The following is a 25,559-nucleotide window of genomic DNA, read 5'->3' as shown; positions in this document are numbered from 1 at the left end:
TCGTTAATCCTCTATGATTCTCGGAACCTTGAAGAAACCCCGTTCCTTATCGGGGGCGTTCCTCAGGACCTCTTCCCTGGGGAGGCTTTCCCTCACCGCATCCTCGCGAAATACGTTTTTGATAGGAATTATATGGGCGGTGGGAGGGACGTTGCTCGTATCAAGCTCGTTCAGTTTATCCATGTAATCCAGGATGGAGTTGAGCTTTTGTGCCATTTCAGCTTTTTCGTCTTCCGAAAGATAGAGCCTTGCTAGATTGGCCACATGCTCTACGGTTTCTATCGTTATTTTCACGCTTCCACCCTCTTCAAGTTATTTTTGTTTACACCTGTCCAACGCATATAATTTTATCATTTTGGTCTTAAATCTACAACATTTTAACAGGTTCAAGATCGAATTATTCGGTGAGTTCGCTGGATATGCAGGCCGTTGGAATGGATAAATCATTAGATTCTCTTTTATAAAAAAATGAGGATATATGTTCAGTGAAGAACATATATCCTCAGGCTGGACGAATTCGTTATTTTTTGGCCATCTGGGCCGCGAGTTTTACCGCTTCTACCATACTTCTTTCATCGGCTATGCCATTCCCGGCTATATCAAAAGCCGTACCGTGATCTACTGATGTACGGATTATAGGCAAGCCTACAGTTATGTTCACTCCTTTTTCGAATCCCGCCATCTTTACGGCTATATGCCCCTGGTCGTGGTACATGGCTACAACGACGTCGTACTCGCCCCTGGACGCCTTTAAAAACACCGTGTCGGGGGAAAGCGGGCCATAAACGTCGAAACCCTGCTCCCGGGCTTTTTCTACGGCGGGCACTATCTCCTTTATCTCTTCGTCGCCGAAAAGTCCTTTCTCCCCCGCATGGGGGTTCAGCCCCGCAATCGCTATCCGGGGATCGCGTATCCCCAGGGAACCGGCGGCTGCAGCCGCCATAGTTACGGTCTTATAAACTCTTTCTTCTTTGACCAGATCGCACGCCTTTCTGATTGCCACGTGGGTGGAGACGTGGATTACGCGCAGATTCCCCGCAACCAGCATCATGGCGTAATCCTTAGTCCCCGTCAGCTTCGCCAGTATCTCGGTGTGACCGGCGAATTCCAGACCGGCTCTGTGAAGGGCCTCTTTGTTCAAAGGAGCTGTAGCAATGGCAGAAACTTCGCCCCGGAGGGCCATTTTTACGCCGGCCTCCAGATACTCGTATGCCGCCCGCCCGCAGAGGGATGAGACCTTTCCCACCTCAAAATCGGTCAGGGAAAGATTATTCACGGGTATATAATTTACAAATCCATCCAGGTAATCCTCCGGTGAATTTATGCTTCGCAGAGGTACGGATAGTTTAAGCAGGTCAGCGTAATACCGGAGTACCGGACCGGAACCAAGAATCAAGGGCCTTGCAACTCCGGAAACGTCTACCGACGCCGCAGCTTTCAGGCTTATCTCCGGGCCGACCCCAGCCGGGTCCCCCATTGTTATCGCTACAAGAGGTCTCATCTTCCATCTCCTCTCAAAAATTTTACCGAATTCAATATCGATTCATCGCTCCCAAAAGCCCCGGCCTTGGTTACAGCTCTAAGGCCGTTGACAGCCCCTCCAATCAGCGCAAGCTCCGGTATGCCCGGTTCCAGTTCGGAAGTTATCCTGCACCCTGCGGCGGCAAGCCTCTTCACCACATGTATGGCCGTATCTCCGCCGGTGAGCACTAAACCTGCCGGTTTTTTTGCCGCCACTATCGAGCAGGCGATTTCGCCCAGGACCTGTGCCAGGATCTCGCTGGTTTCAATGGGAGACAGCCCCTTTTTCATCCCTGCCGCAATTGATTCGGATACCGCATCCTCCTCAACTGCGGACGCTATAATTACGTCCCTTGCTGCGCTCATGTGGTCCAGGGCGATTTTCCGAACCCGATCTATTTCCTCTTGGGGATGCGATAAAGCCCTTTTTGCGTCGAGTTTTACCAGGACGATACGGCTGTCTTCCAGTGCCTTAAATACCTGCCTTCTGGTTACCTGGCTGACGCTCCCCGCTATAATCAGCACAGGTTTCTTCCCCTCTTTTTTTTCAAGAGAGGCCATTAAGGCCTCGGCTAGTCCGGCAGAGCCAACCCAGAGCGTTTTCCTGCCAAGGTTCAGCACGACGGTAGCTATTTTTATCAGATCGTCGTCGGTTTTTGCATCGAAAGAAAATACATCGTATTCTCCCAGCTCTTTTTCCATGTTTTCTTTTAGATCTCCGTTTATTTCTTCCAGGACCTTGTGCTTAACCGGAACCCCCAGACCTTCTACCAGGATTTTTTTAACATCTGCCGTGGTAACGGGGTTTTTCGGGTCCCTGGCAAGTTCGGTTTTATCTATGGGCACGCCTTTCAAGAAGTGAACGCCCCTTTCCGTCGTGCGCCCGTTTTTGGGGAAGGCCGGTGCGAATACCGTCAGGTCAGGCTTAAGTCCCTCGCGCAGCGCCCTGATCTCGGCTCCGATATTGCCTCGAAGGGTGGAATCGATTTTTTTATAGACCACCGCCTCTTTATACTCACCTACAATTTTTGATATTTCCTTCAGTTTTTCATAGGCGCTTGAAGCCGGTACGCCCCGGGTCTCTGTATCTATCACCAGGGCGTCGGCAACATCCTCGTATTTTTCAGCTAGGGCTGTATCGGTCAGGGTAATCGCAAAGTATCCGTGCTTTACCAGCTGCACCCCAGTATCGTTGCTTCCGGTAAAATCATCGGCTATTACTATGACTTTATACAACTTTCTCTCTCCTCAAAGAATTGTCATTTCCCCGCTCAATTTTATCCAGATATGATACCAACAGCGGGCAAAGGATGGCCGTGATTATAACCGATGCCGCAACCTGAGCGGTAGCAGCGGCAACAAGAGGTGCCAGAGTCGGGTCCGCGGCAGCCAGAGCAGCAGGAGTCGCCACGGCATTGCCAGCGGTGTTGCCGATAGCCGCTCCAACGCCCTTCTTCTCGCGAAAAACGTACTTTATCGTTAGATAACCTCCTAATCCGGTGATTGCCACCGTTAAAAGTCCCAGCAGCACTCCAGGCAGGCCGGCCTTTAAAATCGTCCTGAAGTCCAGGGCTGCCCCCAGCGGAAAAGCGAAAAACGGTATGAGAAGTTTTTGTCCTGGTTCGAGAAAATTTTTCCAGTCCTCGTCCAGATTGCCCAGCACCATACCGACCAGAATCGGAACCACGACCGCCACAAGGGCTATAAAGGGGATGTTGGCAAGCCCGGTAGCCCCCATAGCTACCATGGTGAGGAAGGGGCCGTCGTTTATGGATAGCACCGCAATAGCTCCCACATCGGTCGGATCGCCGTACTGAGAGGCAAGGGCCGTGTAAAGGCCGCCATTGGAATTGGTGACGGCGGCTATAATAGCAAGAGAGGAAAGACCTAGTAAGCCGGATGGACCCATGAATTTCCCCACAAACCACCCGAGAACGGCGCCTATGAAAAACTTCACGGCCGTTAGTGCGACGCCTTTGCCCAGAGAAACTCCGGCCTGTCTGATCGTAATCTGCGCACCGTTGCACAATAGGAAAAGAGCAATCAAGGGCATAGCCCCCTGTTTAAAAAGGGCTGTTGTAAAACCACCTATTTGCAGGACCTGCGGGAAGAAAGTGTTTATTATCGCCCCCAGTAAAAGGGGAACCACCATCAAACCACCGGGGACCCGGTTAATGGCTTTTAAAATCTTCACTAACTTCACCCCTTCTTTCAAAAAGTCGATATGAGCTTATACATGCCGAATTCTCTGTGCTTTAATACCTCGGCTTTGGTAAGCTTGCCGTTGCAGACTTCTACCATCTCATTGAATAGCCGTTCCCCGGCTTCTTTTATAGTTTCATCACCCTCCACTATGGTGCCAGCGTTGAAATCGATGTTATCCTCCATCTTTTTATACGTATCGGGGTTAGCGGTTATCTTTATGACCGGGGCAATCGGCGAACCGGTTGGCGTGCCCCTGCCGGTGGTAAAGATCACCACCTGGGCGCCGCCTGCGGTCATACCGGTTATTGATTCTATGTCCTGTCCGGGGGTATCCATTATATAAAGACCTTTCCCCGCCGGCGGCTCCGCATAATCCAGGACTCCCTGTACCGGCTTCGTACCGCCTTTATATATACAGCCCAGGGATTTTTCCTCTATGGTGCTTATACCACCTTCGATGTTGCCCGGAGTAGGCTGTCCTCCCCGCATATCCACTCCCATCGTCTTGGCCTTTTCTTCGCACCTTCTTACGATCTCCAGGAGCTTATCTGCCACTTCCCTGGAAACGGCGCGCTTTGCCAGCAGATGCTCGGCACCTATTATCTCTGTGGTCTCCGAAAACATGGATGTACCGCCTAGTTCGATTAATTTATCCGAAACGTAGCCCGCCACCGGATTCGAAGCAAGTCCCGATGTGGTATCGGAACCTCCGCATTCCACCGCAAGTATTAAATTGGATATATCCACTTCTTCCCTTTTCAGCAGTGTAGCTTCCTGCGCCATTTGCCTTGCTATCCTGGTCCCGATCTCTTCTGCTTTCAGCGTCCCGCCGCAATCCTGGATTATTATATGCTCCACCCTCTTGCCGGTCTTTGCTATTTCTTCAGCCACCTTTTCTGTGGGAACACCTTCACAACCCAGCCCCACCACCAGTGCTGCAGCCACATTCGGATTTTTACCGAGCCCGATGAGGGTATTGGTTACGAGCTCCATGTCGGCACCGATCTGGCAGCAGCCGTGCTGGTTGGGAAGAGCCACCGCTCCTTCCACATGGGAAGCTATGCGCATTGCCACTTCGCTGGCACAGACCGAAGAAGGTATTATGACTATGTGATTTCGGATACCCACTCTGCCGTCGGGTCTGACATATCCCATAATTTTCATTTTTTCTCACCCTCCCAATCGCCCCTGCCTCGCAGGCTCTCTATGTTGTGGACGTGGACGTGCTCTCCCGTTTTAATGGACCGGGTAGCCCTGCCGATAACTTCCCCGTATTTTATCACATCCATATCAGCTTCAATGTCTTTCAACGCAAACTTGTGGCCGAAGGGTATATCGACCAGCAGTTTCACCCGCATCTCATTACCGTCTACGTCCACACGTACCTCCTCCCCTTTACTCAAATTCTGCACTGCGGTGGCTACATTGTCCTTAGGATGAGCCACCACCGCTAGTTTTTTCATTAAAATCACCTCCGCCAAACAGTCAAGCAAGGACCGTGCCATATATTTTTGAATTGCACTATCCGCAAAAAACCTGCTCCGAGCTTTCGTATGCCTAATATTTTGCAACATGTAGTGTTACAAAAATAAAACCGTTGCTGCATTTTGCATCAACGGTCTTTACTGTCGATTATTCCGGAGCCCGATTCTTTTTTAACTTTCTCCAGAGGGTCGTCCTGTTAACGCCCAGCTTCCGAGCGGCTTCCGATAAATTACCTCCCGTCAGCTTTATAACTTTTACAATGTATTCCTTTTCTACCTCCTCCAGCGGTTTTATACTCTCATAACTTTCCTTTTCCGGCGGTGTATTGCTCTCTTCCCGGTAATAAAACTTTATATCCCCTACGTCTATTAAGGTCCCTTCACAGAGGGCGCATGCCCTTTCTATAATACTTTCCAGCTCCCTTACGTTTCCCGGAAAGTTGAGGGTTTTCAAAAGCTCCATCGCCCCCGAAGTTATGCCCTTTATATACTTTCCGCAACCTAGCGAATATTTTTTTATGAAATAAGGCACAAGTACATCCAGATCTTCTTTTCTTTCTCTGAGAGGCGGTATATTAATTTGCAGCACGTTTATGCGGTAAAACAGGTCTTCTCTGAATTTGCCCTCTTTTATCATTTTAACGAGGTCCCTGTTGGTGGCACATATTATCCTCACATCCACGGGGATCAACCTGTCATCCCCTATCCTCATAACCCTTCTTTCCTGAATTACCCGGAGCAATTTCGACTGCAAGCCCGGAGGCATTTCTCCGATCTCGTCGAGAAAAATGGTCCCCCGGTGGGCCAGCTCGAACAATCCGGCTTTTCCTCCCTTCCGGGCGCCGGTAAAAGCGCCTTCCGCGTAGCCGAAAAGCTCGCTTTCCAGCAGGTTTTCGGGCAGTGCGGCGCAGTTTATGGCTACAAAGGGACCGTTTTTCCTCCTGCTGGCATTGTGAATGCTCTGAGCAAAAAGTTCCTTTCCCGTGCCGGTCTCCCCGAAGATGAGCACCGTCGAATCGAGCATCGCGTATTTTTTGGCCTGGTTTATCGCATCCTTCATCTTTTCGCTCAAAAAGACAATATCATCGAATTTGTATACAGCTACCAGGCCCTTGTCGGCAAGCTGCCTCCTTATTTTATGTTCCACTTTCTGGAGCATGGTTACGTCCTGGAAGGTAGCTACCGCTCCCACGACCTCGTTGCCTACCACTATAGGTACCCGGTTGGTGGCGATCATGGTATCCGAAACTTCCTGCAATTCTCCTATCTGAGGTTTTCCTGTTTTCATCACCTCGTAAATCTTGGTATTGGGTACCACCGCTTCGATTTTCCGGCCTATGGCTTCGGCCGCCGGTTTTTTGAAGATTTTCTCGGCCATCCTGTTGTAAGTAGAAATTACGCCCTCTTTATCTACGGCGATTATTCCGTCATGCACGAAGTCAACTATGGTTCTGATCTGTTCGGCTTTTTCCTTCTCCGCTTGAAGGGCATGGGCCAACCGGAAGGCCTCGTTTACGGCGGCAGCCACCGCCTCCTTTCCGGAAGTTATGAGCCGGCTCTCCAGGCCCAATTTTTTTGCACTGTAAGCGCCGATCGTATCGCCTATAATTAAACTAACACCTTTTTCTTTGGCTGCGGCAACCTGCCGCGGACCTTCCTCTTCCTTTTCGATGACTACTTTGATCAAATTTAAATTCAATATCTCTCCGATAACTTCACATCCGTATATTACATTTTTGTATCCGGCTACACCTATAATTTGCTGGTATCCGATCAAACCCTTAAATTGTCTCAAAATATCGAAAGCACTCACCTTAATTTCCACTACGGGCGCGGAAATTGATTCTTTTATAAGCTGGTACGTGCCCCCGCGGCTTACTATTACGTCAGCGCCTTTTTTCTCCCACTCCCTGGCTAACTTGACGCCTTCGCTCAAATCCCCCAGTTCCAGTTCGATATCGACATCCAGGTCTTTTTTCACTTCCATTGCGATCTCCAGCAAATCTTTATAAGGAGCAATAAGCACGATTTTCACTTTAAAACCCACCCTCGTCGACATAATCGCTTAGGCCTAGGGTTTCCTTTTCCGCCGAAATTTTCTAATAGAGTACCGTTCGGGATTTATATCTTTTTATTTATCCAACTCGCATATCAAAAGCAGCAATTTCAGCTTAAGTGCATCGCAGAGTTTCCGGGCATTAAGGCCCGTTATTTCTTTTATCTTCTCCAGGCGATTTACTACGGTGTTTCGCGATATTTTCAATCTCCTGGCCGCCGTGCTGATATTCAAATCGCTCTCAAAGAAAGCCCTGAGCACCTGAAGGAACTTAGGCTTTTTTATAACCTCCAGAACCTGACCGCCGGGTAAAAGGTTGTCGAGAAAATTTTCTAATACTTCTTCAGGTATGCTGTCAATCAAAATTTCCAGGCTGACGTCGGCTACAAAAAGGACGCTTAAAGGATTACCCGCCTTTTCACCTATCAACAGCGCCCGAATTGCTTCGGAATAGGACTTTTTCAGTCCTCTCAACCCCTGATGAAATTTCCCGATCCCGGCTCTGAACCGGAACCGATCCTTTTTTAGCAGAGATTCAAGCCTTCCAACATACCCCAGCACCTGTCTTTTAATTTTCCGGGTATCAGTCTCACCTACGACGCAGAACACCGTAAAACTGCTGCTACCGCTGTAGCCTATAATATTCTGGGGGTTGTCAAAAGCCGTCTTTATGCAATTTAAGAGGTACTCCCTCTTTTTCTGCAAAATCAGTTCCCCAGCATAACTGTTACTCGCATTCAGATCCTCCACCTTAATCGCGACGGCGACCCTGGGGAGGTTCATATCGAACCCGAGAGCGGCTCCTCTTATCTTGAATAACTCCTCGTCATCGAAATTTCCCATAATAAGGTCGTACATATAAAGATCCCTGGCATTCTGGTGCGCTCTGAATTGCTCGGCGAGGAAAGCCTCCTGCAGCATGGTCTCCACCGATACCTTCAGGAGTTCTCCAAAAGGGCGCACCTGAGCAGGTTCCCCTGTAATCCCGACAACCCCTACTATCCTGTCGTTCAGGTAAATGGGCAGGTTGACGCCCGGCTTTACCCCTTCCAGGTTTCGAGCCATATCGGAAGTTATCTCTACGGGTTTCCCGGTTCTGATTACTTCTGCGGCACCCTGGTGGAAGGTATTTATTCTCTTTTTATCTCCGCTTCCCACTATAATTCCCCGGCTGTCCATTATATTTATGTTATAGCCGAGGATCTTCATGGTCCTGTCGACAATGGTCTGAGCGTACCGATGGGTGATTTCCAATTTACCACCCCGATCATAAAAATTATAATTATGTAATTCGCCTTACATTGATAAAATCCTTTTAAAAACTTTAAGGAGATTTACATCCTCCAGAAGAAAAAGCCTGCGCTGATACTTGCGCAGGCTTTTTAGATTTTCCCTATTTGTGATCAATGGAGTATTACGAAAAGTATCAGCGTGGTGACAAAAGACACCAGGCCTTCAAGAAGAGTGCCCATCGTCTGGGCTTTGTAAGCGTCGGTGATCTTTAATCCCGAAAACTGCGATACGACCCAGAAGTAGCTGTCGTTAACATGGGATACCGTCATTGCCCCTGCCCCTATAGCCATCACTGTTAAAGCAAGATCCATGGGAGACGTCAACCCGAGCTGAGGCAGCATGGGAGCTATTAAGCTGGAGGTGGTGACCAGAGCCACCGTGGAGGACCCTTGGGCTGTTTTCAGCAGTGCAGCTATTACGAACACCAGAATTAACCCGAAAATGCCGCCGGATACGTTCCCTCCAGCCAACGTCTTAATGTAGTCGGAAATAGGAGTTGCCGACAGCACGGCTCCTAGGGAACCACCCGCTCCGGTTATCAGCAGGATAATCGCCGAGTCCTTTATTCCCTGTCCGACCCAGTTCATGAGGGTCTCTTCGTCAAACCTCGGAAGTAGAGTCAGAGAAAGCAGCATACCTATCATGAGTGCGTTGACCGGCGTACCGAAGAATACTATAAATTCGCTGCCCGGACCGGCATATTCCGTAAACTTTGCCACCGAAGCAAAGGCTATAAGTAATATCGGTACTACAATTGGTATAAAAGATTTGACTGTTCCCGGAAGTTTGTGGAATTGTTTTTTCAATTCATCATAGCTTATATTCGTCTGATCCATTTCAGATTCTATATTTCTTCCAAGCCTGTAAGCCCACCAGAGTCCGGTAAGAGCCGCCGGTATCGATACCACCATGCCTACCAGGATTACAAGGCCGAGGTCCGCGCCGACGTTCCCTGCAGCCGCTATAGGCCCCGGTGTAGGCGGCACCAGCGTGTGCGTGGCATAGAGTCCTGTCGACAGAGCAACGGCCATTATGGCCATGGGGATTTTGGCTCTCTTGGCCAGAGCTTTGTTGAGGGGAGTTAGTATCACGTACCCCGAATCGCAGAAAACCGGGATGCTGGTAATATAGCCAATTATGCTCATAGCCAGAGGCGACCTCTTGATTCCGACTACATCGAGAACCACCTCGGCCATTTTCAGAGCCGCTCCCGATTTTTCCATTATGGTACCTATTATGGTGCCGAAAACTATGACAAGTCCTATATTTGTCATCAAGTTGCCGAATCCCTGCGCTATTACCGGGCCTATAAATTCAACGGGCATTCTGCTCAAAAAACCTACACCGTATGCGGCGAGCAAAAGCGCCATAAACGGGTGGATCTTAAGCTTTGCGGTAGCAAAAATGATAAATAGTATTGCAAGTACCACTATGATAATCAACAGGGGACCGTGAACCATCACCGCCTTCGCGGCAGCCAGCTGTTCCGGTGTCATTTATCTTACCTCCCGACTCAAATATAGTCTGAATACGTTCTCGGAAACTTTCTCGAGCAGCTCTTCCCCCCTTTCCATGGCCTCTTCCAGCGTCATGGGTCTATTTATTATGCTGAACAATGCCGTGATTCCCGCATCATAAAGTTGCTCATAATCTTCTCCAAGAGAGCCGGAAATGCATATCACCGGCTTATTAAACCTTTTCGCAACCTGTCCAATTCCAAAGGGCACCTTGCCGAAAAGGGTCTGGTAATCCGTGCAACCTTCTCCTGTAATTATCAGGTTCGCGTTCGAAACTCTATCAGAAAAATGCGTTATATCCATCATAATCTCTATTCCCGGCCGTAACTTTGAATTTAAAAAAGCCATTAAAGCCGCCCCGAGGCCACCCGCTGCACCGGAACCGGGGACTTCAGCTATATCCTTTCCAAGGTCCACTTTTATCACTTCTGCAAGGTGTCTGAGATTCTCATCCAAAATTTCGACCATTTCCGGCGTCGCGCCCTTTTGAGGTCCGTAAACCGCCGACGCACCTTGCGGACCGCACAGCACGTTTTTCACATCGCACGCTACAACTATATCGGCTCCTTTTACCCTGGGGTCAAGTCCCGAAATATCAATCCTCTCTATTTTTGAAAGTTCACCACCTCCAAAACCTATATTCTTACCTTCGGCATCCAGGAACTTTACGCCAAGGGCCTGAGCCATGCCTACGCCACCATCGTTGGTAGCGCTGCCGCCTATGCCTATTATGAGTTTTCTGCACCCGTGATCAAGCGCCGACCTTATAAGCTGGCCGGTGCCGTAAGTGGTGGTCACCATGGGGTTTCTTTCTCCGGGTTTCAAAAGGTTCAACCCCGAAGCCGCGGCCATCTCTATTACGGCGGTACCGTCCGAGAGCACGCCGAAAAAAGAATTGATTGTCCTCCCCAGCGGGTCTAAAACCCGGGTTTTTACGATTCTCCCACCCGCGGCACAGATTACTGCCTCCACGGTGCCCTCCCCGCCGTCGGCCATCGGGATTTTATATACCTCCACAACCGCATTGGCGCTGAACGCTGCTTTCAAGACGCCCCTTTCCATAGCATTTGCCGCCTGAAGTGAAGTAAGGCTTCCCTTAAAGGAATCAGGTGCAATTAGTACCTTCATATAGACCTCCGATTCCGCTTTTTGTTTAATTCTATCCCAATATTAATAAAATTGTAATATTCACTTTGCTCAAATTCCATCAAATTTATTTCTATTTTTTGAGCAAAATAACATAAAGAAAATTTTGTGCAAAAAATATTTTTAATTTTTTAATCAAACCATAGTAAATCTCAAGTTTCTGGTATATAATGTTAGTGGACAGGTTTCACGGTCAGAACTGGTTTTTTGAAGCCGAAGTTCTAAGCAGTATTGGGGGTAAAAAAGTGAAAAAAAAGATTTTGATTTTACTTATTGTAGTATTCGTACTGTCCATCTCCAGCTTTACGTTCGCAGTAAGTTCACTTCATTTGGGATCTAGCGGGGTCAGCATAGAACTGGATCCGGCCTCCAAAGCCGATAGCAATAACCGTTTAGTCCCCATCCGGTTTATTTCCGATATGGTGGGGGGCAGTCTGCAATGGAATAGCGCTACCGACACCAGTATATTAACCGGCAAAGGATTTAAATTGCAGGCCAAAAATGGTGCAAATTATGTCTTGATAAACAACACCCCCGTACATGCAGGCGCTGTGCGGATAAAGAACGGCCAAATGTATGTATCCCTAGCAGTTTTAAACTACGTGCCCAGCGAGTATATTTCCGTTGATTCCGCTACCGGCAGGATAACTATAGGAAGAAAACAGAATTGGGGGACAGAGCGTTCGCTCAATGCTGCTAAAGCCACATTTAAGTACATAAATAAAGGCAATTTAATACTGGTAAATCAATCTTATCCCGCGGGAAAGGGCTACTCACCTACATCTCTGAGCAAGCTGGACGGTAAAGTACCAGGGAACAAGTCCGATCTGAAATTAACCGCTGAAGCAGCAAACCAGCTGGTTCAAATGTTTAAAGCTGCTAAAAAAGAAGGCGTTCCAGGACTAATAGTAACGAGCGCTTACCGTCCTTACAGCTATCAAAGCACCCTGTTCAATAATAAGGTAAATACATACAGAAAACTGGGTAAAACAATGAGCGATGCAAAACGTCTGGCGGGAAGAGTGGTAGCGGTACCCGGTACCAGTGAACATCAGACAGGCCTTGCGGTAGACATTTTTTCAAGAACATTGCTGCAGCGTACCAAAGGGCTTGAAGAAGTGTTTGACCAAACTAGAGAGGGTAAATGGTTAATTAAAAATTCTTACAAGTACGGGTTTATTTTGCGCTATCCAAAAGATAAGCAGAATATCACCAAGATAATTTACGAACCCTGGCACTACCGTTATGTAGGTAAACCCCATGCGGAAATCATAACAAAAAAGAAGATGTGCTTGGAGGAGTATATAGAATACCTCAAGAAGAACCGGCGGATAGAATACACTTCCGAAACCGGTGAAACTTTCCGGATCTATTACCTGGGGAACGCCGGTTGGCTATCGGATATTGATGTTTTTACAACCAATGGACTAGCTGTCGATGCGTCTTCGGATAATACCGGCGGCCTTATTGTAACCGTAAAGATTGATAAAAAGCCTATAATGGCAAAAAAATAAACGGGAAAAACCTTTATTTCAACGTCTTCCATCTGCCGGGAGGTATGTATATCCGGTGCTTAACCGTGATATCCCGAAGATTGTAGCAGAGCAGGTGCCAGCTGCCCATTGCTAAGGTGGTGACTAGCAATCCGTTCAAAAAATACAACGGTAGATTGATTATCCCGAAGTTCCCCCTTGCAATGCTCGTGATTATAACTATCATTTCCGATACAGCAAACACCACCCACCGGGTGGGTATTTTTTTTATAGGACCCAGTTCTTTTAAAAATTCCACCACGAGTACCGTTGCGGTTACCGTCCCCGTCAACGTGCTCAGAAAATCGTAAGTAAACATTTCCACGGAGTGCTCCTCCTTTCATCGTATCTTCTCTCTATGTATAAAAAGAGGACATAACCGGTTCAAAATATAACCGCATTTTATTAAAAATTAATTGTATAACCAGCGTGTGATTTGAGAAAGTACCTTCCTAAATGTTTATAAATAATAAGTGGGCGTAAAACGCCCCTTTTATTTCCATATAAATTGCGCCCCGTTATATGGGAGGCGATTAACGTCGTTTGAGTTTATGTTTTACCGGGATGCTTCGCGTACCTGCCTCGATAGTTCTTCTTCAGTAAAGACCATGGCACCAAGCCAGCTAAACCTTTTTAGCGAATCTTGTACCCAATCTAATCACTCCTTAAGTTAAGATCTTACGGATAACATACAAAATCGTTCCTATAATTATTCCCGATATAATCCCGCCAACAATTGCCCCAATAAAATCCAAAGCTGTGGGTTCATAAAGGTTAACGGTAAACAAAATAACAAATATGATTGAAGAAAATAAAACAAATTTGTTAAAAATAAACCTCATTTTTGTTCTCCCCTTAAATAAGATGACAGTATTCTGTCTTCCCCTAAAATATACAAAAATTTTACGAAAGTCAATGAATTTTTTTATTCCTTCCACACAGTCTGTATCTAATTAAAGAAATAAAAAAGAGCGGGGTTTTCCCGCTCCTTATGCAAGCGAATATTTCATTCCCGCTCGTATCTTTTCTTTCGTTAAATTGTAAAGTTCGTCGAAGAAGCACACCTTAAAGCTCGCCGGGCCGCGGACTTCCGGTCTTTCCGCCGCCAGTTCTCCGGCAAGACCGAAGGCGACCAATGCTGCAGTGGAAGCTTTGAAGCAATCCCTTTCCACACCGCAGAAGCTGCCGATCACCGACGCCAGCATGCATCCCGTGCCGGTTATGGTTCCCATCCAGCGGTGACCGTTGTCCACATACCCTACCCTATCCCCGTCGGTAACTATATCTCTTACTCCCGATATCACAACAGTAGACCCTAAGTCTTTAGCCATTTTCTTTGCCGCTGCCAAAAGGTTTTCGCTGCTGCCGACGGCTTCGACCCCCCGGATCTTTCCGCCGGCACCGGCAAGCACTCCGATTTCAGCGCTGTTGCCCTTTATCACGGATACTTTCACCTCTCTCAGTATCCTTTTGGCACTTTCGGTCCTGAGGGGCGTGGCTCCGGCCCCCACCGGGTCCAGCACAACGGGTACCCCCAGCTCATTCGCCTTTTTTCCGGCCTTGATCATGGCTTCCACCTGCTTTGGCGTAAGGGTGCCGATGTTCAGCACGAGGCTCGACGCCGCCTTTACCATGTCCTCAACTTCTTCCAGCGCGTGAGCCATCACGGGCAATGCTCCAATCGCCAAGGTCACGTTGGCGCAGTCGTTGACCGTCACAATATTGGTGATGTGGTGGACAAGGGGTTTTTGACTCCGCACTTTTTCAAGCAGACCCTCAATCATCATGGACTCCTCCCCCGATCTTTAATCAGCATTTCACCACGCCTTTGGCAGTCAGGGTTTTTCTCGCCCGGGCTTAGTAAACCCTCCTCTCCAAAAAATAAAAAATTCGTACCAAGGAGGTACGAAACGCCTAAAAACAACTACCCTCCCTCCGCTGGCATTACCCAAACAGGTTCAAGGGTTCGGGAAAATTCCCGTCTCAGCCGCTCTTCGCAGCACCCCCGGTAGTTTTATTCAGCTTTGGTAGAATTATATACAAAAAGCCGCCGGGTGTCAACGGGAATAAAAAAATGGAGCCGCGGGGGACGGCTCTCTCAGCTTTTGTTTTTTAGTTCCCTAATTTCATCATATAGATGATTTACCAACTCTTTTAGTTCCTTGATTTCTTCTAAATACTGGTTTCTCTCCTCTTTCAGCCGCTCCAGTTCTTCATAATAGCCAAGCTGGTCCACCTGTTCTCCTTCATCCATCACTTTTTTAGTCATCATGTGCTTAATTTCTACCACTTTTTCCTTTCCCTTTTCGGTCATGCCCGATACCTTTTCCATGCCCTTTTCAACCATAGGCCTGACCCTTTTTTTGACTTGAGGGCTCAGGACATAAGCCATTGCGGCGGCAAAAACGCCTGCCAAAAAAGGCCTGAAAGACCGCATAAAATCACTCCTTTGCCATCAAAAGGCACAATTTTTCTTTCACTCTAATATTTAAAATAACCTTAAAGGAAATCAATATGCTGATAAATTCTCGTAACGTTGTTTTTAAATGGCAAGATATCTACATATTTATAAATTTGTTAAATGTTGTCTGAAACAAAGAACGTCTTTTTATTCCCTCAATTCACACATGAATATCCCTTGAATACTATATCAGTAGAAACGTAAAAGGAGGTGCCAAGATGCCCGACGTTGCAAAGCCCCAGAGAAGCTTTAACTGGTGGTGGTGGCTGTTCATTCCCATTATTATAGTAGTATTCTTCTTCCCGATCATAATAATAGTTCTGGGTCAGGCGGTCTAAAATTAGTAAGAAGGCTCCGGGGAAAAAGCTCCCGGAGCTTATCGCAGTTTTTTGTCTTAGCACCCTATGAAGTTAAAGCATATTATGAAAGTAGGAGAGACGGTAGAAGGGAGGTGCAGCAATGGCTGACTTGACCCACATACAGTGGTGGTGGTTTTTCCCCATCATTATATTAGTATTCTTACTGCCGGTGGTGATAATAGTTCTGTGCTCCTAAAATTAGAATACATCGCAGCAAATCCCTGGATGTAGTATATACATCCAGGGTTTTTTTTGATACTTGCAGGGCTTTACTATTACGCCACAAGGGCAAGGTTTTAGGAAATTTCATATTATATATTAGCTCAAAAAGCCAATAGGAAGAAGGAGGGTTATCCATGGCCAAAGAGGAACTTGAAAATGCTTTTAAAGAGCCTGAGGAACAGGAAAGTTTAATTAAAAATGAGGAAAGTGAAGCAACGCAAACTCCCGAAAATGAACCTGTTTCATTCACCACTGTCGGCAAAAAGCTGCTCCGGCAAGCCATAACCACGGGAAATCTAAAAGAAGCTCTGGATAAGATTTCAAATTCCATAGACCTGACGAAGTGCGCAGTAGAGTGCTTTACTCAAATCACTGAAAAAGCGCAGATGAAGCTAGAAGGAAAGACCCTCGAATTCACTGACCGGGGCGGTACCGTGCAGCCTACCGACAAATGGGTTCCCATGTTTTTAAGCCTTATGAAAACCGAAGAATTTCAGCACCTTATGGCAAATTTCCTGTACACGATTGTTAAGTAATATTGAGCACAAGGGTACCGAAAGTACCCTTGTATTTTTTAACTAGACGCTTCCGAGATACTGCTTCATTTTTTTAAACTCTTTGTATATAAAAATTGTGAGAAAAAGATTTTGCCTTTTATTGCAGGAATGATATATTATATAAAATGTAGAAATCATCAAGCGAGGTTTGTGAAATGGCTGAAAAAACAGAGCGTCTTGACAAGGTCCTCAGTATGGCAGGTTACGGCAGCCGCAAGGATGTGAAGAAAATAATAAAGCGGGGAGAAGTAGAGGTGAACGGCCGGGTCGTCACCGATGCCGGTACACCGGTGGCCCCTGCCGTTGATTCCATAAGCGTTTCGGGCGAGCTGCTGATTTTCAAAGAACATATCTACATCATGATGAACAAACCCCAAGGAGTTATTTCCGCCACCCACGACAGGCGAGAGACCACGGTAATAGACCTGCTGGAAGATGAATTCTCCCACAGAAATCTATTTCCTGTAGGAAGGCTTGACAAGGACGCGGAAGGACTGCTCCTTCTCACCGACGACGGCCAACTCGCCCACAGGCTGCTATCCCCCAGAAAAAAAGTCGAAAAGGTCTACTACGTGGAAGTAAAAGGTCGCCTTGTAGAGGAAGACGTCAAGGCCTTTAAAGAAGGCGTTTTCCTTGGGGATTACAGGGCGCTCCCGGCAAAACTGGAAATACTGGAAGCCGGAGAGGTTTCTTCGGCTCTGGTAACAATATACGAAGGCAAGTTCCACCAGATCAAGCGGATGATGAAAGCCAGAGGCAAAGAAGTGACTTACCTGAAGCGCCTTTCAATGGGGCCTTTAAAGCTGGATGAAAACCTGGAGCCGGGTGAGTGGCGCGAACTCACCGATGAGGAGATAAGGATTTTAACGGAGGCGGTAAACCTGTAAAAATGTCAGGTAATATCGCCTTCGATAATCTTCTTTATTAAATAGGCCACGCCGTTTTCCGTGTTCGCTGGTACAATCAACCCCGCTGCCCTTTTTATCTCTTCCTCGGCATTTTCTACGGCAACCCCTAAGCCGGCGAATTCTATCATGGAAAGGTCGTTCATGTTATCCCCTATCGCTACAACGCTCTGCCGGTCAATCCCCAGGATATCGCACAGCTTTCTCAATCCCTCCGCTTTTGAAACCCCATCCGGTATTACCTCCAGGTAAAACCTGTCCGACTGCACGTGATTTATACGGATTCCTGCTTTTTTCTCGAGCTCGGCCATCATCTTTTTAGCGAGGGGCACATCGCCCACCAGCAGGATCTTATTAACTTCGTCTACTTCCTCCGGGTCCTTCAGCCTTTCAACTTCCACCTTTTCCCTTTTAAGATAAAGGTCATGGGACGGTTTTAAATCGGCTATAAATATCCGGTCGTGATGGAAGGTCACTATTCCCATTTCGCTGTTCCTGAAGTGGTCTATCACCAAGTGGAAAACATCTTTTTCCAAGTAACTGGTGTAAACCGGCCCTCTCGAAGGGTCATAAATCTCACCGCCGTTGAAAAGGACCGCCGGCATGTCTATTCCCAGCAGTTTTATGAAAGGCCCTGCGGCTCTTTCCCCCCTGCCGGTGGCTATTGTAAACATGATACCTGCTTCCCTTAATCTTTTTATAGCTTCGATATTAGCGCTTGATACCCTTTTTTCGTTGTCAAGCAGCGTTCCGTCCAGGTCCGTTACGACAAGCCTGTACTTCATTTCATCTTCCTCCAATAGTTCAAAATTTACGGGTTCCCCGGTATTATTTCTATATCCCGGCTCAAAAATCCTGCCTTGTCCGCAAACTAATGAGCGCCGTGTTTACAGTAAATTTCCGTGCTGGTATAATACAAAAAGTGGGACAAATTCTCGAAAGGAGTAAAGAAAATGGAGATCGGTATAGTGGGGCTGCCCAATGTGGGCAAAAGCACCCTTTTTAATGCTATAACAAAGGCGGGAGCCGAGTGCGCCAATTACCCCTTCTGCACCATAGAGCCCAACGTCGGAGTGGTGGCGGTGCCGGACCGCAGGCTGGACGAACTTGCAAAACTTGAGAATCCTCAGAAGGTGACACCAGCCACCATCAGGTTCGTAGACATTGCAGGCCTGGTCAGGGGTGCCAGCCGCGGCGAAGGCCTCGGGAATAAATTCCTTTCTCATATTCGGGAAGTGGACGCCATAGCCCATGTGGTAAGGTGCTTCGAAGACCCCAACGTGGTCCACGTGGACGGTAGCGTCGACCCGATAAGGGATATCGAAACCATAAATCTGGAACTCATATTCGCCGACCTGGAAACCCTGGGACGCCGGATAGATAGAGTCAGCAAGCAGGCCAAGTCAGGAGAAAAGCAGTACCTGGAAGAACTTTCGGTGCTGGAACGCTTGAAGGAATCTCTGGAGAAAAATTTGCCCGCCAGGGCTGTGGATTTAACAGAAGAGGAGCAGAAAATTGTAAGGCAGCTCTGCCTGCTCACTGCAAAACCGGTGCTATACGTGGCTAACATCTCCGAAGACGATCTGATTGCCGGCGGGGAAAACGAATTGGTCAAAAGAGTGAGGGAATACGCAGAAAAAGAAGGTTCCCAGGTTATCTCCTTATGCGCCAAAGTAGAAGCCGAACTGGCGGACCTGCCCGACCCGGAAAAAGTCGAGCTCCTTTCGGCCTACGGGCTTGACGAGCCGGGTCTGAACAGAGTTATAAGGGCGGGATACCGCCTGCTGGGTCTCATAACCTTTTTCACCGCCGGTCCCAAAGAGGTGAGGGCCTGGACCATACGGGAGGGCACAAAAGCACCCCAGGCCGCCGGCAGGATCCACAGCGATTTCGAGCGGGGTTTCATTCGGGCCGAAGTGATTTCTTACGCCGACCTGATGGCCTGCGGCAGCCAGCAGGCAGCAAAAGAAAAGGGCCTCGTCCGGCTGGAAGGTAAAGATTATGTGGTGCGGGACGGGGACGTGATTTTCTTCAGGTTCAATGTATAAGTTTAAAGGCGGGCAATCACCCGCCTTATTTTTATGGTCCAAAGCATTACTCTACCGGTTCGAGTCTGGCGGTAAAGTGCCTCAGAATCGGAGGCTCATAAACGAACCTCAGCCCTTTGATGCTGTCCCTTCTGGCATAGACCCTCTTTACAGCCTCGGCCACCACATCCATGTGGCTGTTGGTATAAACCCTTCTCGGTATGGTGAGTCTCACGAAATCAAGTGCGGGAAGAATCTCCTTTCCGGTTACCGGGTCCCTTCCCGCCAGGAGTGCTCCGACTTCAACGCCCCTGATGCCCGCTTCTATATAAAGCTCAACGCAGATGGCCTGGGATGGAAACTGTTCCTGAGGCACGTGGGAGAGGAATTTTTTTCCATCGATGAACACTGCATGGCCGCCGGTCGGGTACTGGATGGGTATCCCGGCTTCCCTGAGCTTATCGCCCAGGTACTTCACCTGGTTGATCCTCCAGTGCAGGTAATCCTCGCTTAACCCTTCCTCCAGACCCCTTGCCATGGCCTCCATATCCCTGCCGGCAAGGCCCCCGTAAGTTACGAATCCTTCAAGAGGCACGACCATGTTCTGCACTTTCCTGAAGAGGTCCTCGTCGTCCTTTATCGCGATCATTCCTCCGATGTTCACCAGTGCGTCCTTCTTGGCCGACATGGTGAAGCCTTCGGCGTAAGAGAACATTTCCCTTACGATTTCCTTAATCGACTTATTTTCGTACCCTTTTTCCCTCTGCTTGATAAAATAAGCATTTTCGGCAAAACGAGCCGCATCGATGAAGAACCTTATGCCGTATTTGTCAGCGACCCGCTTCACTTCTTTTATGTTCTCCATAGAAACGGGTTGGCCGCCGGCGCTGTTGCACGTAACGGTAGCGAGTATGAAAGCTATGTTTTCGGAACCCTTCTCCCGGATGAACCTCTCCATCCGCTCCACGTCGAAGTTGCCTTTGAAGGGGTGGTAATTTTCGGTATCCTCCGCTTCCTTAATTACCATATTGACCGCAGTGCCGCCCGCCATCTCGATATGAGCTTTGGTCGTATCGAAGTGCATGTTGCCGATAACGTACTGTCCCTTCTTTATAAGCAGCGGGAACAGCACCCTCTCGGCACCCCTGCCCTGGTGGGTGGGTACCATGTAGTTGTAGCCGAAAATGTCCTTTACCGCTTCGTAAAGGTGGATGAAGTTCCTGCTGCCGGCGTAGGCTTCGTCGCCCATTATCATTCCGGCCCACTGGTAATCGCTCGAAGTGCCGCTGTCGGTCAGAAGGTCGATATAAACGTCCTCCGACTTCAACAAAAAGGTATTATAGCCCGCTTCTTTTATCTTCTGTATCCTTTCCTCCCTGGATAACACCCTCAGAGGTTCCACCATCTTGATGCGGTATGGTTCCGCCATTTTCGTGAGATCGTCCGGCATTTTATAACCTCCCTGTAAATTTTGATCCAGCCAAAGTTTTGCTTTTACCCCCCCCCTCCTGATTCTAACGCTGTTATTGGGGCTTATAAATGACATGATCACCTATCGAAGCTATATCGTTGCACCCCGTAAGTATCATCGCCTGCTTGAGTTCCTTTGCCATTGTCTCCAGTACCACCTTTACCCCCTCGGCACCCCCGCCGTAAGCGCCGATTATTACCGGCCTTCCCACCAGCACGGCGTCGGCCCCCAGGGCCAGGTATTTCAGCACATCCACGCCGGACCTCACGCCACCATCAGCCAGGATGGTGATCTTCCCCTTCAGCTTTTCGGCAATGGCCGGCAGGACTTCCGCTACTCCCGGTGTGCTGTCCAGTATCCTGCCTCCGTGATTGGAGACAACTATAGCTTTTGCGCCCACCTCGTAGGCCAGCTGGGCCTCGTCCACCGTCATTATCCCCTTCAGAATGAAGGGCACACCGACCTTCGATATGATTTCTTCCAGCTCTTCCCGGGTCTTGGGCCCTACCGGCTGGCCCATTAGAGCCATGGTGATAAGTCCGGCTCCATCCACATCCATACCTACGGCAACCGCTCCTATAATTTTCGCCCTTTCCGCCATCCGCAAGGCCACGTCGTTCTCCCTGGGCTTCATCACGGCTATACCGTGGCCACCTTCTTTTTCGATGGCTTTCAGGCCGGAATCGTAAAACAGTGGATTTCCTCCGTCGCCGCACATACCTATGGTACCGGCTGCCTTACTTCCGGAAATGACCATCTGTATGAATTCCTCTTCCGGCACGGCGCCTCCCATGTTGTACTCGGAGCCGGTTATCGGTGCGGCCAGAATGGGCATCGAAAGCTTCCTGCCGAAGAGTTCAACGGTGATGTCCGGGTCTTTCGCACCGTGAAGGGTCCTCATGTTGAGCCTGACCCGTGCCAGGGCCTGGACGTTGGCCCTGAAGGACGAACCGGTGCCTGTACCTCCCATCCCCGGCACTTCCCCGGCGCAGGCCACTCCGTCGCAAAACCTGCATACCCGGCAGTACCCCTTCATCTTTTCCCTGGCGTTTTTCTTTATTTCGTTAATGTTCATGTAAACACCACCCCCGATTCAGCTTTTATTTTTTATAAGAGCTACCTGCCCGCCCTTTAACGAAGCCACGTATACTCCAAGCAGGATCGCGGCTCCGCCGACCAGGGTGAACAGGTTCCATGGTTCCTTTAAAAACAGAATCCCTATGGTAACCGCAAAGAGAGGATTAACATAATTAAAGACGGCCGTCCTGGATGCTCCCAGGACCCTTACCCCCCGGTACCACATGTAATACCCGAAGACCGAACAGGTCAGAGCAAGATATAACGCGGCCAGCCAGGTCTCAAGCCCGATGCTCATGAGCAAATTGAGAAATGTGCGCGAAAAAGCCAGGGGCAGCATGGTGATGGTGCCGTAGATGTTTATGTGGGCTATTACCACAAAGGGATCGTAAGCGTCCACCAGTCTTTTACCCATCACGGTAAAGAAAGCCCAGGCCACGGAGTTGCACAGGATGAGAAGGTCCCCCCTTAGAGTCTCGCTACCGAAGGATACGCCGGTGCCACCCGCAAATATCAAAAATATGCCGGTAAAACCCATCAAAATTCCTAAAAGTTTATTTAATGAAAGCCTCTCCTGGCGAAAAAGCAGGGAAGACAGCAATGCGGTAAATATCGGACTCGTAGCTATTATTATAGCGGTGTTCACCGTCGTAGTCAGGCTCAACCCCGTGTACTGTACATAAAAATAAGAAGAAATGCCGAGCACGCCGAGAAACCAAAGAAGAGGTTTATCCTTTTGCCGAATCTTGTAGCCATAATAGTTTTTTCTGAGCAGTGCATAAAAAATTATAGAAGCGATGGAAAACCTTAGAATTGCAAGATACATTGGCGGTAGACTTTTAAGGCCTATTTTTGAAACGGCAAAGGAAGTCCCCCAAAAAAAAGCCACCCCCAGCAAACTTACGTATGCCTTTGTCTCTGCTGTCAAGCTAACACCTCCATTACATTTTCATTATACAATAAACCGGAAAATTCATTAAGCTTTTTAAAGGCTTTTATTCTCGGAAACGAGGGAATTTTTTCCTATATATAGAATAATTTTATAAAGAAAGCTCTTTTTTAAAGGGTTGGGAAGCCGAAATGATCAGGAAGGTCTTCGGAATTCTGCTGACAATCATTTTTTTAACCTCAGTATTCACCAGCAGGTTTACTATAATCTCCGCTTTCCCCATGTACTCACAAAACGAGACGGAGCAGGGGATTATTGAGGAGATCCTCAAGCTGGATTCCAGAATTCATGCCCTCGCCCGAAAGATAAATGAACTTTCTTTCCAGAACGGTGAATTAAAAAAGGCCCTCGCCGCCAAGCGCCTGGAATTAAACCGCCTGGACGGCCAGCTGAAAGAGCGCAAAAAAAAGCTGGCCCGCTGGGTGGTATTCAGCTATAAAGGCGGTATGGGGACTTTCCTCGCTGTGCTCGTCGGCGCTGAAGATTTGGGCGATTTTTTAAGGCGATTCGACAACATTACTCGAGTGCTGGAATATTATAATAATATAATTTCGGAGACCAGGAATCTCCTACTTTATAAAAAGCGGGAGGAATCGTATATTATGGAAAAACAAAAAGAGATCCAGGCTCTGGAGGAAGAAGCCCGCAAAGCTCTTAAAGAGCTTCAGGAAGCCCTAGCTCAGAAAGAACAGGAGCTCATTAGAGCTAAAAATATATTGGAAAACACCGTAAATTTGGAAAAAATAAGCAAAAACTGGCAGGAAGCCCTACCCTCCCTCGATTATCTTTTAAAAAATCTATCTTCCCTACCGTGGAGCAGCATCAGTCCTGACAGCCTGAAGGTAAACTATCTCACCCTGACGGCCAGAGCTGAATTTATAGATAAAAGCATCACCGAGAAACTTTTCTCCGGCAACGATAAGCTCAAAAACGCGTATTTCACGTTCAGTCCGGAAGGCATTACCTTATCCGAAAAAGGCCCCGACGGAAAACCGCTGTACTCGATTACCTGCAGGCTGGAACTGGAGGAAAATAACAAGATAAAAATAATTCCCATCAGAGTGGAGTTTAACGGCGTGTTGCTTCCTCCGGAGGTAATCCACGATTTGACGAAAGGCCATGACCTTTCCTTTACCCCACCGCCCTTGCCCTACGACCTGAAAATTACCTCGATCTCTACCGAAGAGGGTAAGCTGATCCTATACCTCAAAAAATACTAAATAAAAAAACAACCCCGCCTTCAGGCGGGGTTGCCCGCTTCTTACACCTCTGGATTTACTTCCTGCTGATTTTCCAATTCGGCTCCTACATCATCGTCCCCGGCTTGATCCTGGACCCAGTCGTCATCATTTTCTTCTCCCAATTCTACTTCTTCTTCAACATCCAGCCTTTCCTCTATCTCTATATCACCGGTGGTTGCGTCATAATTTACCTTATTACCGAGCACCTCGCTTATAAACCTCAAGGGCACGAAGGTCCTGTTACTGATCATCTGGGCCGGAACGTCTAAAGTCACCTGTTTTTCATTGACATATATCGTGTTGCTCCCGACAAATATTGTAATTTTTATATCCTGTTTTACCAGGTAAACCGCCTTTGATACCTGGTCCCAGGTCACCGTTGCTCCGAAACCGTTCATAATGGCTCTCAGCGGGATCAACGTCCTACCGTCCTTTATTACCGGTGGCACATCGCATTTCATTTCCTTTTTATTTACCATTATCTTTGCTTTAAACTCCTTCATGTTACTCATTTTTTCTTTTATGTCGTTCTTAATTCGTTCTTCCATTTTATAATTTTTATGTTCCTTTTTCTCTCCTACCTTGACCTCGCCCCTGACCTTGTCTGGGTTGCTGTACTTTCCGGGCAGTGCAAAAGCTACCGTCGATAAAGTCAAAAGCATGATGAGAGTAAGGCATAGAACTTTAAATATACTCTTTTTCATCGAAACCCCTCCTTATTTTTTTATTACAGAAATACGATAACACGTCTTGCTTTTTTGAGGTATCGTCCTAATGTCTTAGAGGAATCATACTTGAGTCCTTTTACAACACCAACTCGAGCTGTTGAATATTTTATCATCCGGTTTAATATAAATATGTTATAATTTACTTACTTAAATCGGAAGGGAAGCGGAAGGATGGCGCAAATCAGCAACCTGAGCATAGGAACCGCATTCCTGGCAGGTATTCTGACCTTTTTCTCCCCCTGCACGCTACCTCTGCTGCCCGCGTATCTTTCCGTTCTGGCCGGCGGTGGTATCAGCAAATTCGAAAAAAGGGCGGTCCTAATCACCAACAGCATATGCTTTATTACCGGTTTTTCCCTGATTTTCACCTCACTTGGGCTTTCGGTAACCGCCTTGGGTCAATTCCTACTGGTTAACCGAATTATTCTTTCGAGAATTGCGGGTATTTTTGTAATAATTTTCGGGCTGTTCCTCGTCAGCGCCCTGAAAATCCCCTTCTTCATGAGGGAAAGGCGGGGCCACCCGCATTTTCGGAGAGTAACGCCGCTCTCCGCTTTTATAATGGGGTGCGCCTTTTCTCTGGGCTGGACGCCCTGTCTGGGGCCGGTACTGTCGTCGGTTCTCTTGATGGCCGGCAGCACACAGGATTTTAAAGCCGGCGCTGTATTGCTTCTCATTTTCTCCGCAGGCCTCGCTCTACCTTTTTTCTACTGGCCCTGGCCGCCGAAAGGGTCAACGCCATCGCACCCCGGATCAACCCGTACCTCACCCTCTTTCAGAAAGCCGCGGGAGCCATCCTTATATTGAT

At 48.0% G+C, this 25,559-nt stretch carries 23 protein-coding genes, 2 pseudogenes and 1 riboswitch; of the genes and pseudogenes, 7 read left to right on the top strand and 18 right to left on the bottom strand.

Annotation, left to right across the window (positions count from 1 at the left end):
• Window positions 1-3: 3 nt before the first annotated feature.
• The 10 genes from gatC to TOCE_RS03255 all read right to left on the bottom strand — a co-directional run bounded on the left by gatC (window position 4) and on the right by TOCE_RS03255 (window position 11,204).
• A complete protein-coding gene (gene gatC / locus TOCE_RS03300; RefSeq protein WP_013275474.1) occupies window positions 4-294 on the bottom strand; it encodes an Asp-tRNA(Asn)/Glu-tRNA(Gln) amidotransferase subunit GatC in 291 nt (96 codons plus the stop codon).
• Window positions 295-520: 226 nt separating this feature from the next.
• Window positions 521-1,501: a 4-hydroxythreonine-4-phosphate dehydrogenase PdxA gene (pdxA, locus tag TOCE_RS03295; protein ID WP_013275473.1), complete on the bottom strand. Its 981-nt coding sequence runs from the start codon at window positions 1,499-1,501 to the stop codon at window positions 521-523.
• Window positions 1,498-2,757, bottom strand: coding sequence for a four-carbon acid sugar kinase family protein (locus TOCE_RS03290; RefSeq protein WP_013275472.1), 1,260 nt, complete (start codon window positions 2,755-2,757; stop codon window positions 1,498-1,500). The genes pdxA and TOCE_RS03290 overlap by 4 nt, the downstream gene beginning before the upstream one ends.
• The gene (locus TOCE_RS03285; RefSeq protein WP_013275471.1) at window positions 2,750-3,715 is read right to left on the bottom strand and encodes a 2-keto-3-deoxygluconate permease; all 966 of its coding nucleotides are present in this window, start codon (window positions 3,713-3,715) and stop codon (window positions 2,750-2,752) included. Before TOCE_RS03285 ends, TOCE_RS03290 begins: the two co-directional genes overlap by 8 nt.
• Window positions 3,716-3,732: 17 nt before the next feature.
• Entirely contained in the window at window positions 3,733-4,890 is a 1,158-nt protein-coding gene (locus TOCE_RS03280; protein WP_013275470.1) for a UxaA family hydrolase, read from the bottom strand.
• Window positions 4,887-5,189: a UxaA family hydrolase gene (locus tag TOCE_RS03275; protein WP_013275469.1), complete on the bottom strand. Its 303-nt coding sequence runs from the start codon at window positions 5,187-5,189 to the stop codon at window positions 4,887-4,889. The genes TOCE_RS03280 and TOCE_RS03275 overlap by 4 nt, the downstream gene beginning before the upstream one ends.
• Window positions 5,190-5,358: 169 nt before the next feature.
• Window positions 5,359-7,245 carry a sigma-54-dependent Fis family transcriptional regulator gene (locus TOCE_RS03270; RefSeq protein ID WP_049817890.1) on the bottom strand — a complete coding sequence of 629 codons (1,887 nt, stop codon included), beginning with the start codon at window positions 7,243-7,245 and terminating at the stop codon, window positions 5,359-5,361.
• A gap of 96 nt (window positions 7,246-7,341) precedes the next feature.
• Window positions 7,342-8,520, bottom strand: coding sequence for a CdaR family transcriptional regulator (locus tag TOCE_RS03265; protein ID WP_013275467.1), 1,179 nt, complete (start codon window positions 8,518-8,520; stop codon window positions 7,342-7,344).
• Window positions 8,521-8,669: 149 nt separating this feature from the next.
• Window positions 8,670-10,055: a GntP family permease gene (locus TOCE_RS03260; RefSeq protein WP_013275466.1), complete on the bottom strand. Its 1,386-nt coding sequence runs from the start codon at window positions 10,053-10,055 to the stop codon at window positions 8,670-8,672.
• Complete coding sequence (locus TOCE_RS03255) at window positions 10,056-11,204, bottom strand: glycerate kinase (protein ID WP_013275465.1); 1,149 nt, start codon at window positions 11,202-11,204, stop codon at window positions 10,056-10,058.
• Window positions 11,205-11,392: 188 nt separating this feature from the next.
• Here TOCE_RS03255 and TOCE_RS12885 point away from each other — a divergent pair.
• Window positions 11,393-11,863 (top strand): annotated as a pseudogene (locus tag TOCE_RS12885) (stalk domain-containing protein); the annotation flags it as partial.
• A pseudogene (locus TOCE_RS12880) lies at window positions 11,840-12,553 on the top strand (M15 family metallopeptidase); the annotation flags it as partial. The pseudogenes TOCE_RS12885 and TOCE_RS12880, both read left to right, overlap by 24 nt.
• A 196-nt stretch (window positions 12,554-12,749) precedes the next feature.
• Here the strand turns inward: TOCE_RS12880 and TOCE_RS03245 are convergent.
• The 3 genes from TOCE_RS03245 to TOCE_RS03235 all read right to left on the bottom strand — a co-directional run bounded on the left by TOCE_RS03245 (window position 12,750) and on the right by TOCE_RS03235 (window position 15,191).
• Window positions 12,750-13,079 carry a hypothetical protein gene (locus tag TOCE_RS03245; RefSeq protein ID WP_013275463.1) on the bottom strand — a complete coding sequence of 110 codons (330 nt, stop codon included), beginning with the start codon at window positions 13,077-13,079 and terminating at the stop codon, window positions 12,750-12,752.
• A 664-nt stretch (window positions 13,080-13,743) separates the two neighbouring features.
• Window positions 13,744-14,538, bottom strand: a complete 795-nt coding sequence (thiM, locus tag TOCE_RS03240) for a hydroxyethylthiazole kinase (protein ID WP_041423846.1) — start codon at window positions 14,536-14,538, stop codon at window positions 13,744-13,746.
• Window positions 14,539-14,666: 128 nt separating this feature from the next.
• A riboswitch (TPP riboswitch) is annotated at window positions 14,667-14,771 on the bottom strand.
• 81 nt (window positions 14,772-14,852) lie between these two features.
• The gene (locus tag TOCE_RS03235; protein WP_013275460.1) at window positions 14,853-15,191 is read right to left on the bottom strand and encodes a hypothetical protein; all 339 of its coding nucleotides are present in this window, start codon (window positions 15,189-15,191) and stop codon (window positions 14,853-14,855) included.
• A 739-nt stretch (window positions 15,192-15,930) separates the two neighbouring features.
• Between TOCE_RS03235 and TOCE_RS03230 the strand changes: the two genes are divergently transcribed.
• Both TOCE_RS03230 and TOCE_RS03225 read left to right on the top strand, forming a co-directional pair.
• Window positions 15,931-16,332: a hypothetical protein gene (locus TOCE_RS03230; protein ID WP_013275457.1), complete on the top strand. Its 402-nt coding sequence runs from the start codon at window positions 15,931-15,933 to the stop codon at window positions 16,330-16,332.
• Window positions 16,333-16,508: 176 nt separating this feature from the next.
• The gene (locus tag TOCE_RS03225; RefSeq protein ID WP_013275456.1) at window positions 16,509-17,240 is read left to right on the top strand and encodes a pseudouridine synthase; all 732 of its coding nucleotides are present in this window, start codon (window positions 16,509-16,511) and stop codon (window positions 17,238-17,240) included.
• A gap of 5 nt (window positions 17,241-17,245) precedes the next feature.
• Here TOCE_RS03225 and TOCE_RS03220 read toward each other — a convergent pair whose 3' ends face one another.
• Window positions 17,246-18,043 carry a Cof-type HAD-IIB family hydrolase gene (locus tag TOCE_RS03220; RefSeq protein WP_013275455.1) on the bottom strand — a complete coding sequence of 266 codons (798 nt, stop codon included), beginning with the start codon at window positions 18,041-18,043 and terminating at the stop codon, window positions 17,246-17,248.
• Between the two features lie 168 nt (window positions 18,044-18,211).
• Between TOCE_RS03220 and ychF the strand changes: the two genes are divergently transcribed.
• On the top strand, window positions 18,212-19,306 hold the full coding sequence (ychF, locus tag TOCE_RS03215; protein WP_013275454.1) for a redox-regulated ATPase YchF: 1,095 nt from the start codon (window positions 18,212-18,214) through the stop codon (window positions 19,304-19,306).
• A 46-nt stretch (window positions 19,307-19,352) separates the two neighbouring features.
• Here ychF and TOCE_RS03210 read toward each other — a convergent pair whose 3' ends face one another.
• From TOCE_RS03210 to TOCE_RS03200, 3 genes are all read right to left on the bottom strand, one after another.
• Window positions 19,353-20,735: a tryptophanase gene (locus TOCE_RS03210; RefSeq protein ID WP_013275453.1), complete on the bottom strand. Its 1,383-nt coding sequence runs from the start codon at window positions 20,733-20,735 to the stop codon at window positions 19,353-19,355.
• A 73-nt stretch (window positions 20,736-20,808) separates the two neighbouring features.
• Window positions 20,809-21,831: an alpha-hydroxy-acid oxidizing protein gene (locus TOCE_RS03205; RefSeq protein WP_013275452.1), complete on the bottom strand. Its 1,023-nt coding sequence runs from the start codon at window positions 21,829-21,831 to the stop codon at window positions 20,809-20,811.
• 18 nt (window positions 21,832-21,849) lie between these two features.
• Window positions 21,850-22,761 (bottom strand): DMT family transporter, encoded by a 912-nt coding sequence (locus tag TOCE_RS03200; RefSeq protein ID WP_013275451.1) that lies wholly within the window; start codon window positions 22,759-22,761, stop codon window positions 21,850-21,852.
• Window positions 22,762-22,913: 152 nt separating this feature from the next.
• Between TOCE_RS03200 and TOCE_RS03195 the strand changes: the two genes are divergently transcribed.
• Entirely contained in the window at window positions 22,914-24,002 is a 1,089-nt protein-coding gene (locus tag TOCE_RS03195) for a coiled-coil domain-containing protein (protein WP_013275450.1), read from the top strand.
• A 41-nt stretch (window positions 24,003-24,043) separates the two neighbouring features.
• On the opposite strand, the gene TOCE_RS03190 is transcribed toward TOCE_RS03195, so the two are convergent.
• Complete coding sequence (locus TOCE_RS03190) at window positions 24,044-24,727, bottom strand: copper amine oxidase N-terminal domain-containing protein (protein WP_013275449.1); 684 nt, start codon at window positions 24,725-24,727, stop codon at window positions 24,044-24,046.
• A 195-nt stretch (window positions 24,728-24,922) separates the two neighbouring features.
• On the opposite strand from TOCE_RS03190, the gene TOCE_RS11840 reads away from it, so the two are divergent.
• The gene (locus tag TOCE_RS11840; RefSeq protein WP_013275448.1) at window positions 24,923-25,558 is read left to right on the top strand and encodes a cytochrome c biogenesis CcdA family protein; all 636 of its coding nucleotides are present in this window, start codon (window positions 24,923-24,925) and stop codon (window positions 25,556-25,558) included.
• The last annotated feature ends 1 nt before the right edge of the window (window position 25,559 follow it).

It is taken from the genome of Thermosediminibacter oceani DSM 16646, assembly GCF_000144645.1.
Classification (GTDB): Bacteria; Bacillota; Thermosediminibacteria; order Thermosediminibacterales; family Thermosediminibacteraceae; genus Thermosediminibacter; species Thermosediminibacter oceani.
This window is presented reverse-complemented; position numbering and strand designations above follow the sequence as displayed.

Bases quoted from the DNA above. Each gene is read 5' to 3' on its own strand.
- pdxA (WP_013275473.1), bottom strand. From the start codon at position 1,501: ATGAGACCTCTTGTAGCGATAACAATGGGGGACCCGGCTGGGGTCGGC.
- TOCE_RS03280 (WP_013275470.1), bottom strand. From the start codon at position 4,890: ATGAAAATTATGGGATATGTCAGACCCGACGGCAGAGTGGGTATCCGA.
- TOCE_RS03275 (WP_013275469.1), bottom strand. From the start codon at position 5,189: ATGAAAAAACTAGCGGTGGTGGCTCATCCTAAGGACAATGTAGCCACC.
- TOCE_RS03260 (WP_013275466.1), bottom strand. From the start codon at position 10,055: ATGACACCGGAACAGCTGGCTGCCGCGAAGGCGGTGATGGTTCACGGT.
- TOCE_RS03255 (WP_013275465.1), bottom strand. From the start codon at position 11,204: ATGAAGGTACTAATTGCACCTGATTCCTTTAAGGGAAGCCTTACTTCA.
- thiM (WP_041423846.1), bottom strand. From the start codon at position 14,538: ATGATTGAGGGTCTGCTTGAAAAAGTGCGGAGTCAAAAACCCCTTGTC.
- TOCE_RS03235 (WP_013275460.1), bottom strand. From the start codon at position 15,191: ATGCGGTCTTTCAGGCCTTTTTTGGCAGGCGTTTTTGCCGCCGCAATG.
- TOCE_RS03230 (WP_013275457.1), top strand. From the start codon at position 15,931: ATGGCCAAAGAGGAACTTGAAAATGCTTTTAAAGAGCCTGAGGAACAG.
- TOCE_RS03225 (WP_013275456.1), top strand. From the start codon at position 16,509: ATGGCTGAAAAAACAGAGCGTCTTGACAAGGTCCTCAGTATGGCAGGT.
- TOCE_RS03220 (WP_013275455.1), bottom strand. From the start codon at position 18,043: ATGAAGTACAGGCTTGTCGTAACGGACCTGGACGGAACGCTGCTTGAC.
- ychF (WP_013275454.1), top strand. From the start codon at position 18,212: ATGGAGATCGGTATAGTGGGGCTGCCCAATGTGGGCAAAAGCACCCTT.
- TOCE_RS03210 (WP_013275453.1), bottom strand. From the start codon at position 20,735: ATGCCGGACGATCTCACGAAAATGGCGGAACCATACCGCATCAAGATG.
- TOCE_RS03205 (WP_013275452.1), bottom strand. From the start codon at position 21,831: ATGAACATTAACGAAATAAAGAAAAACGCCAGGGAAAAGATGAAGGGG.
- TOCE_RS03195 (WP_013275450.1), top strand. From the start codon at position 22,914: ATGATCAGGAAGGTCTTCGGAATTCTGCTGACAATCATTTTTTTAACC.
- TOCE_RS03190 (WP_013275449.1), bottom strand. From the start codon at position 24,727: ATGAAAAAGAGTATATTTAAAGTTCTATGCCTTACTCTCATCATGCTT.
- TOCE_RS11840 (WP_013275448.1), top strand. From the start codon at position 24,923: ATGGCGCAAATCAGCAACCTGAGCATAGGAACCGCATTCCTGGCAGGT.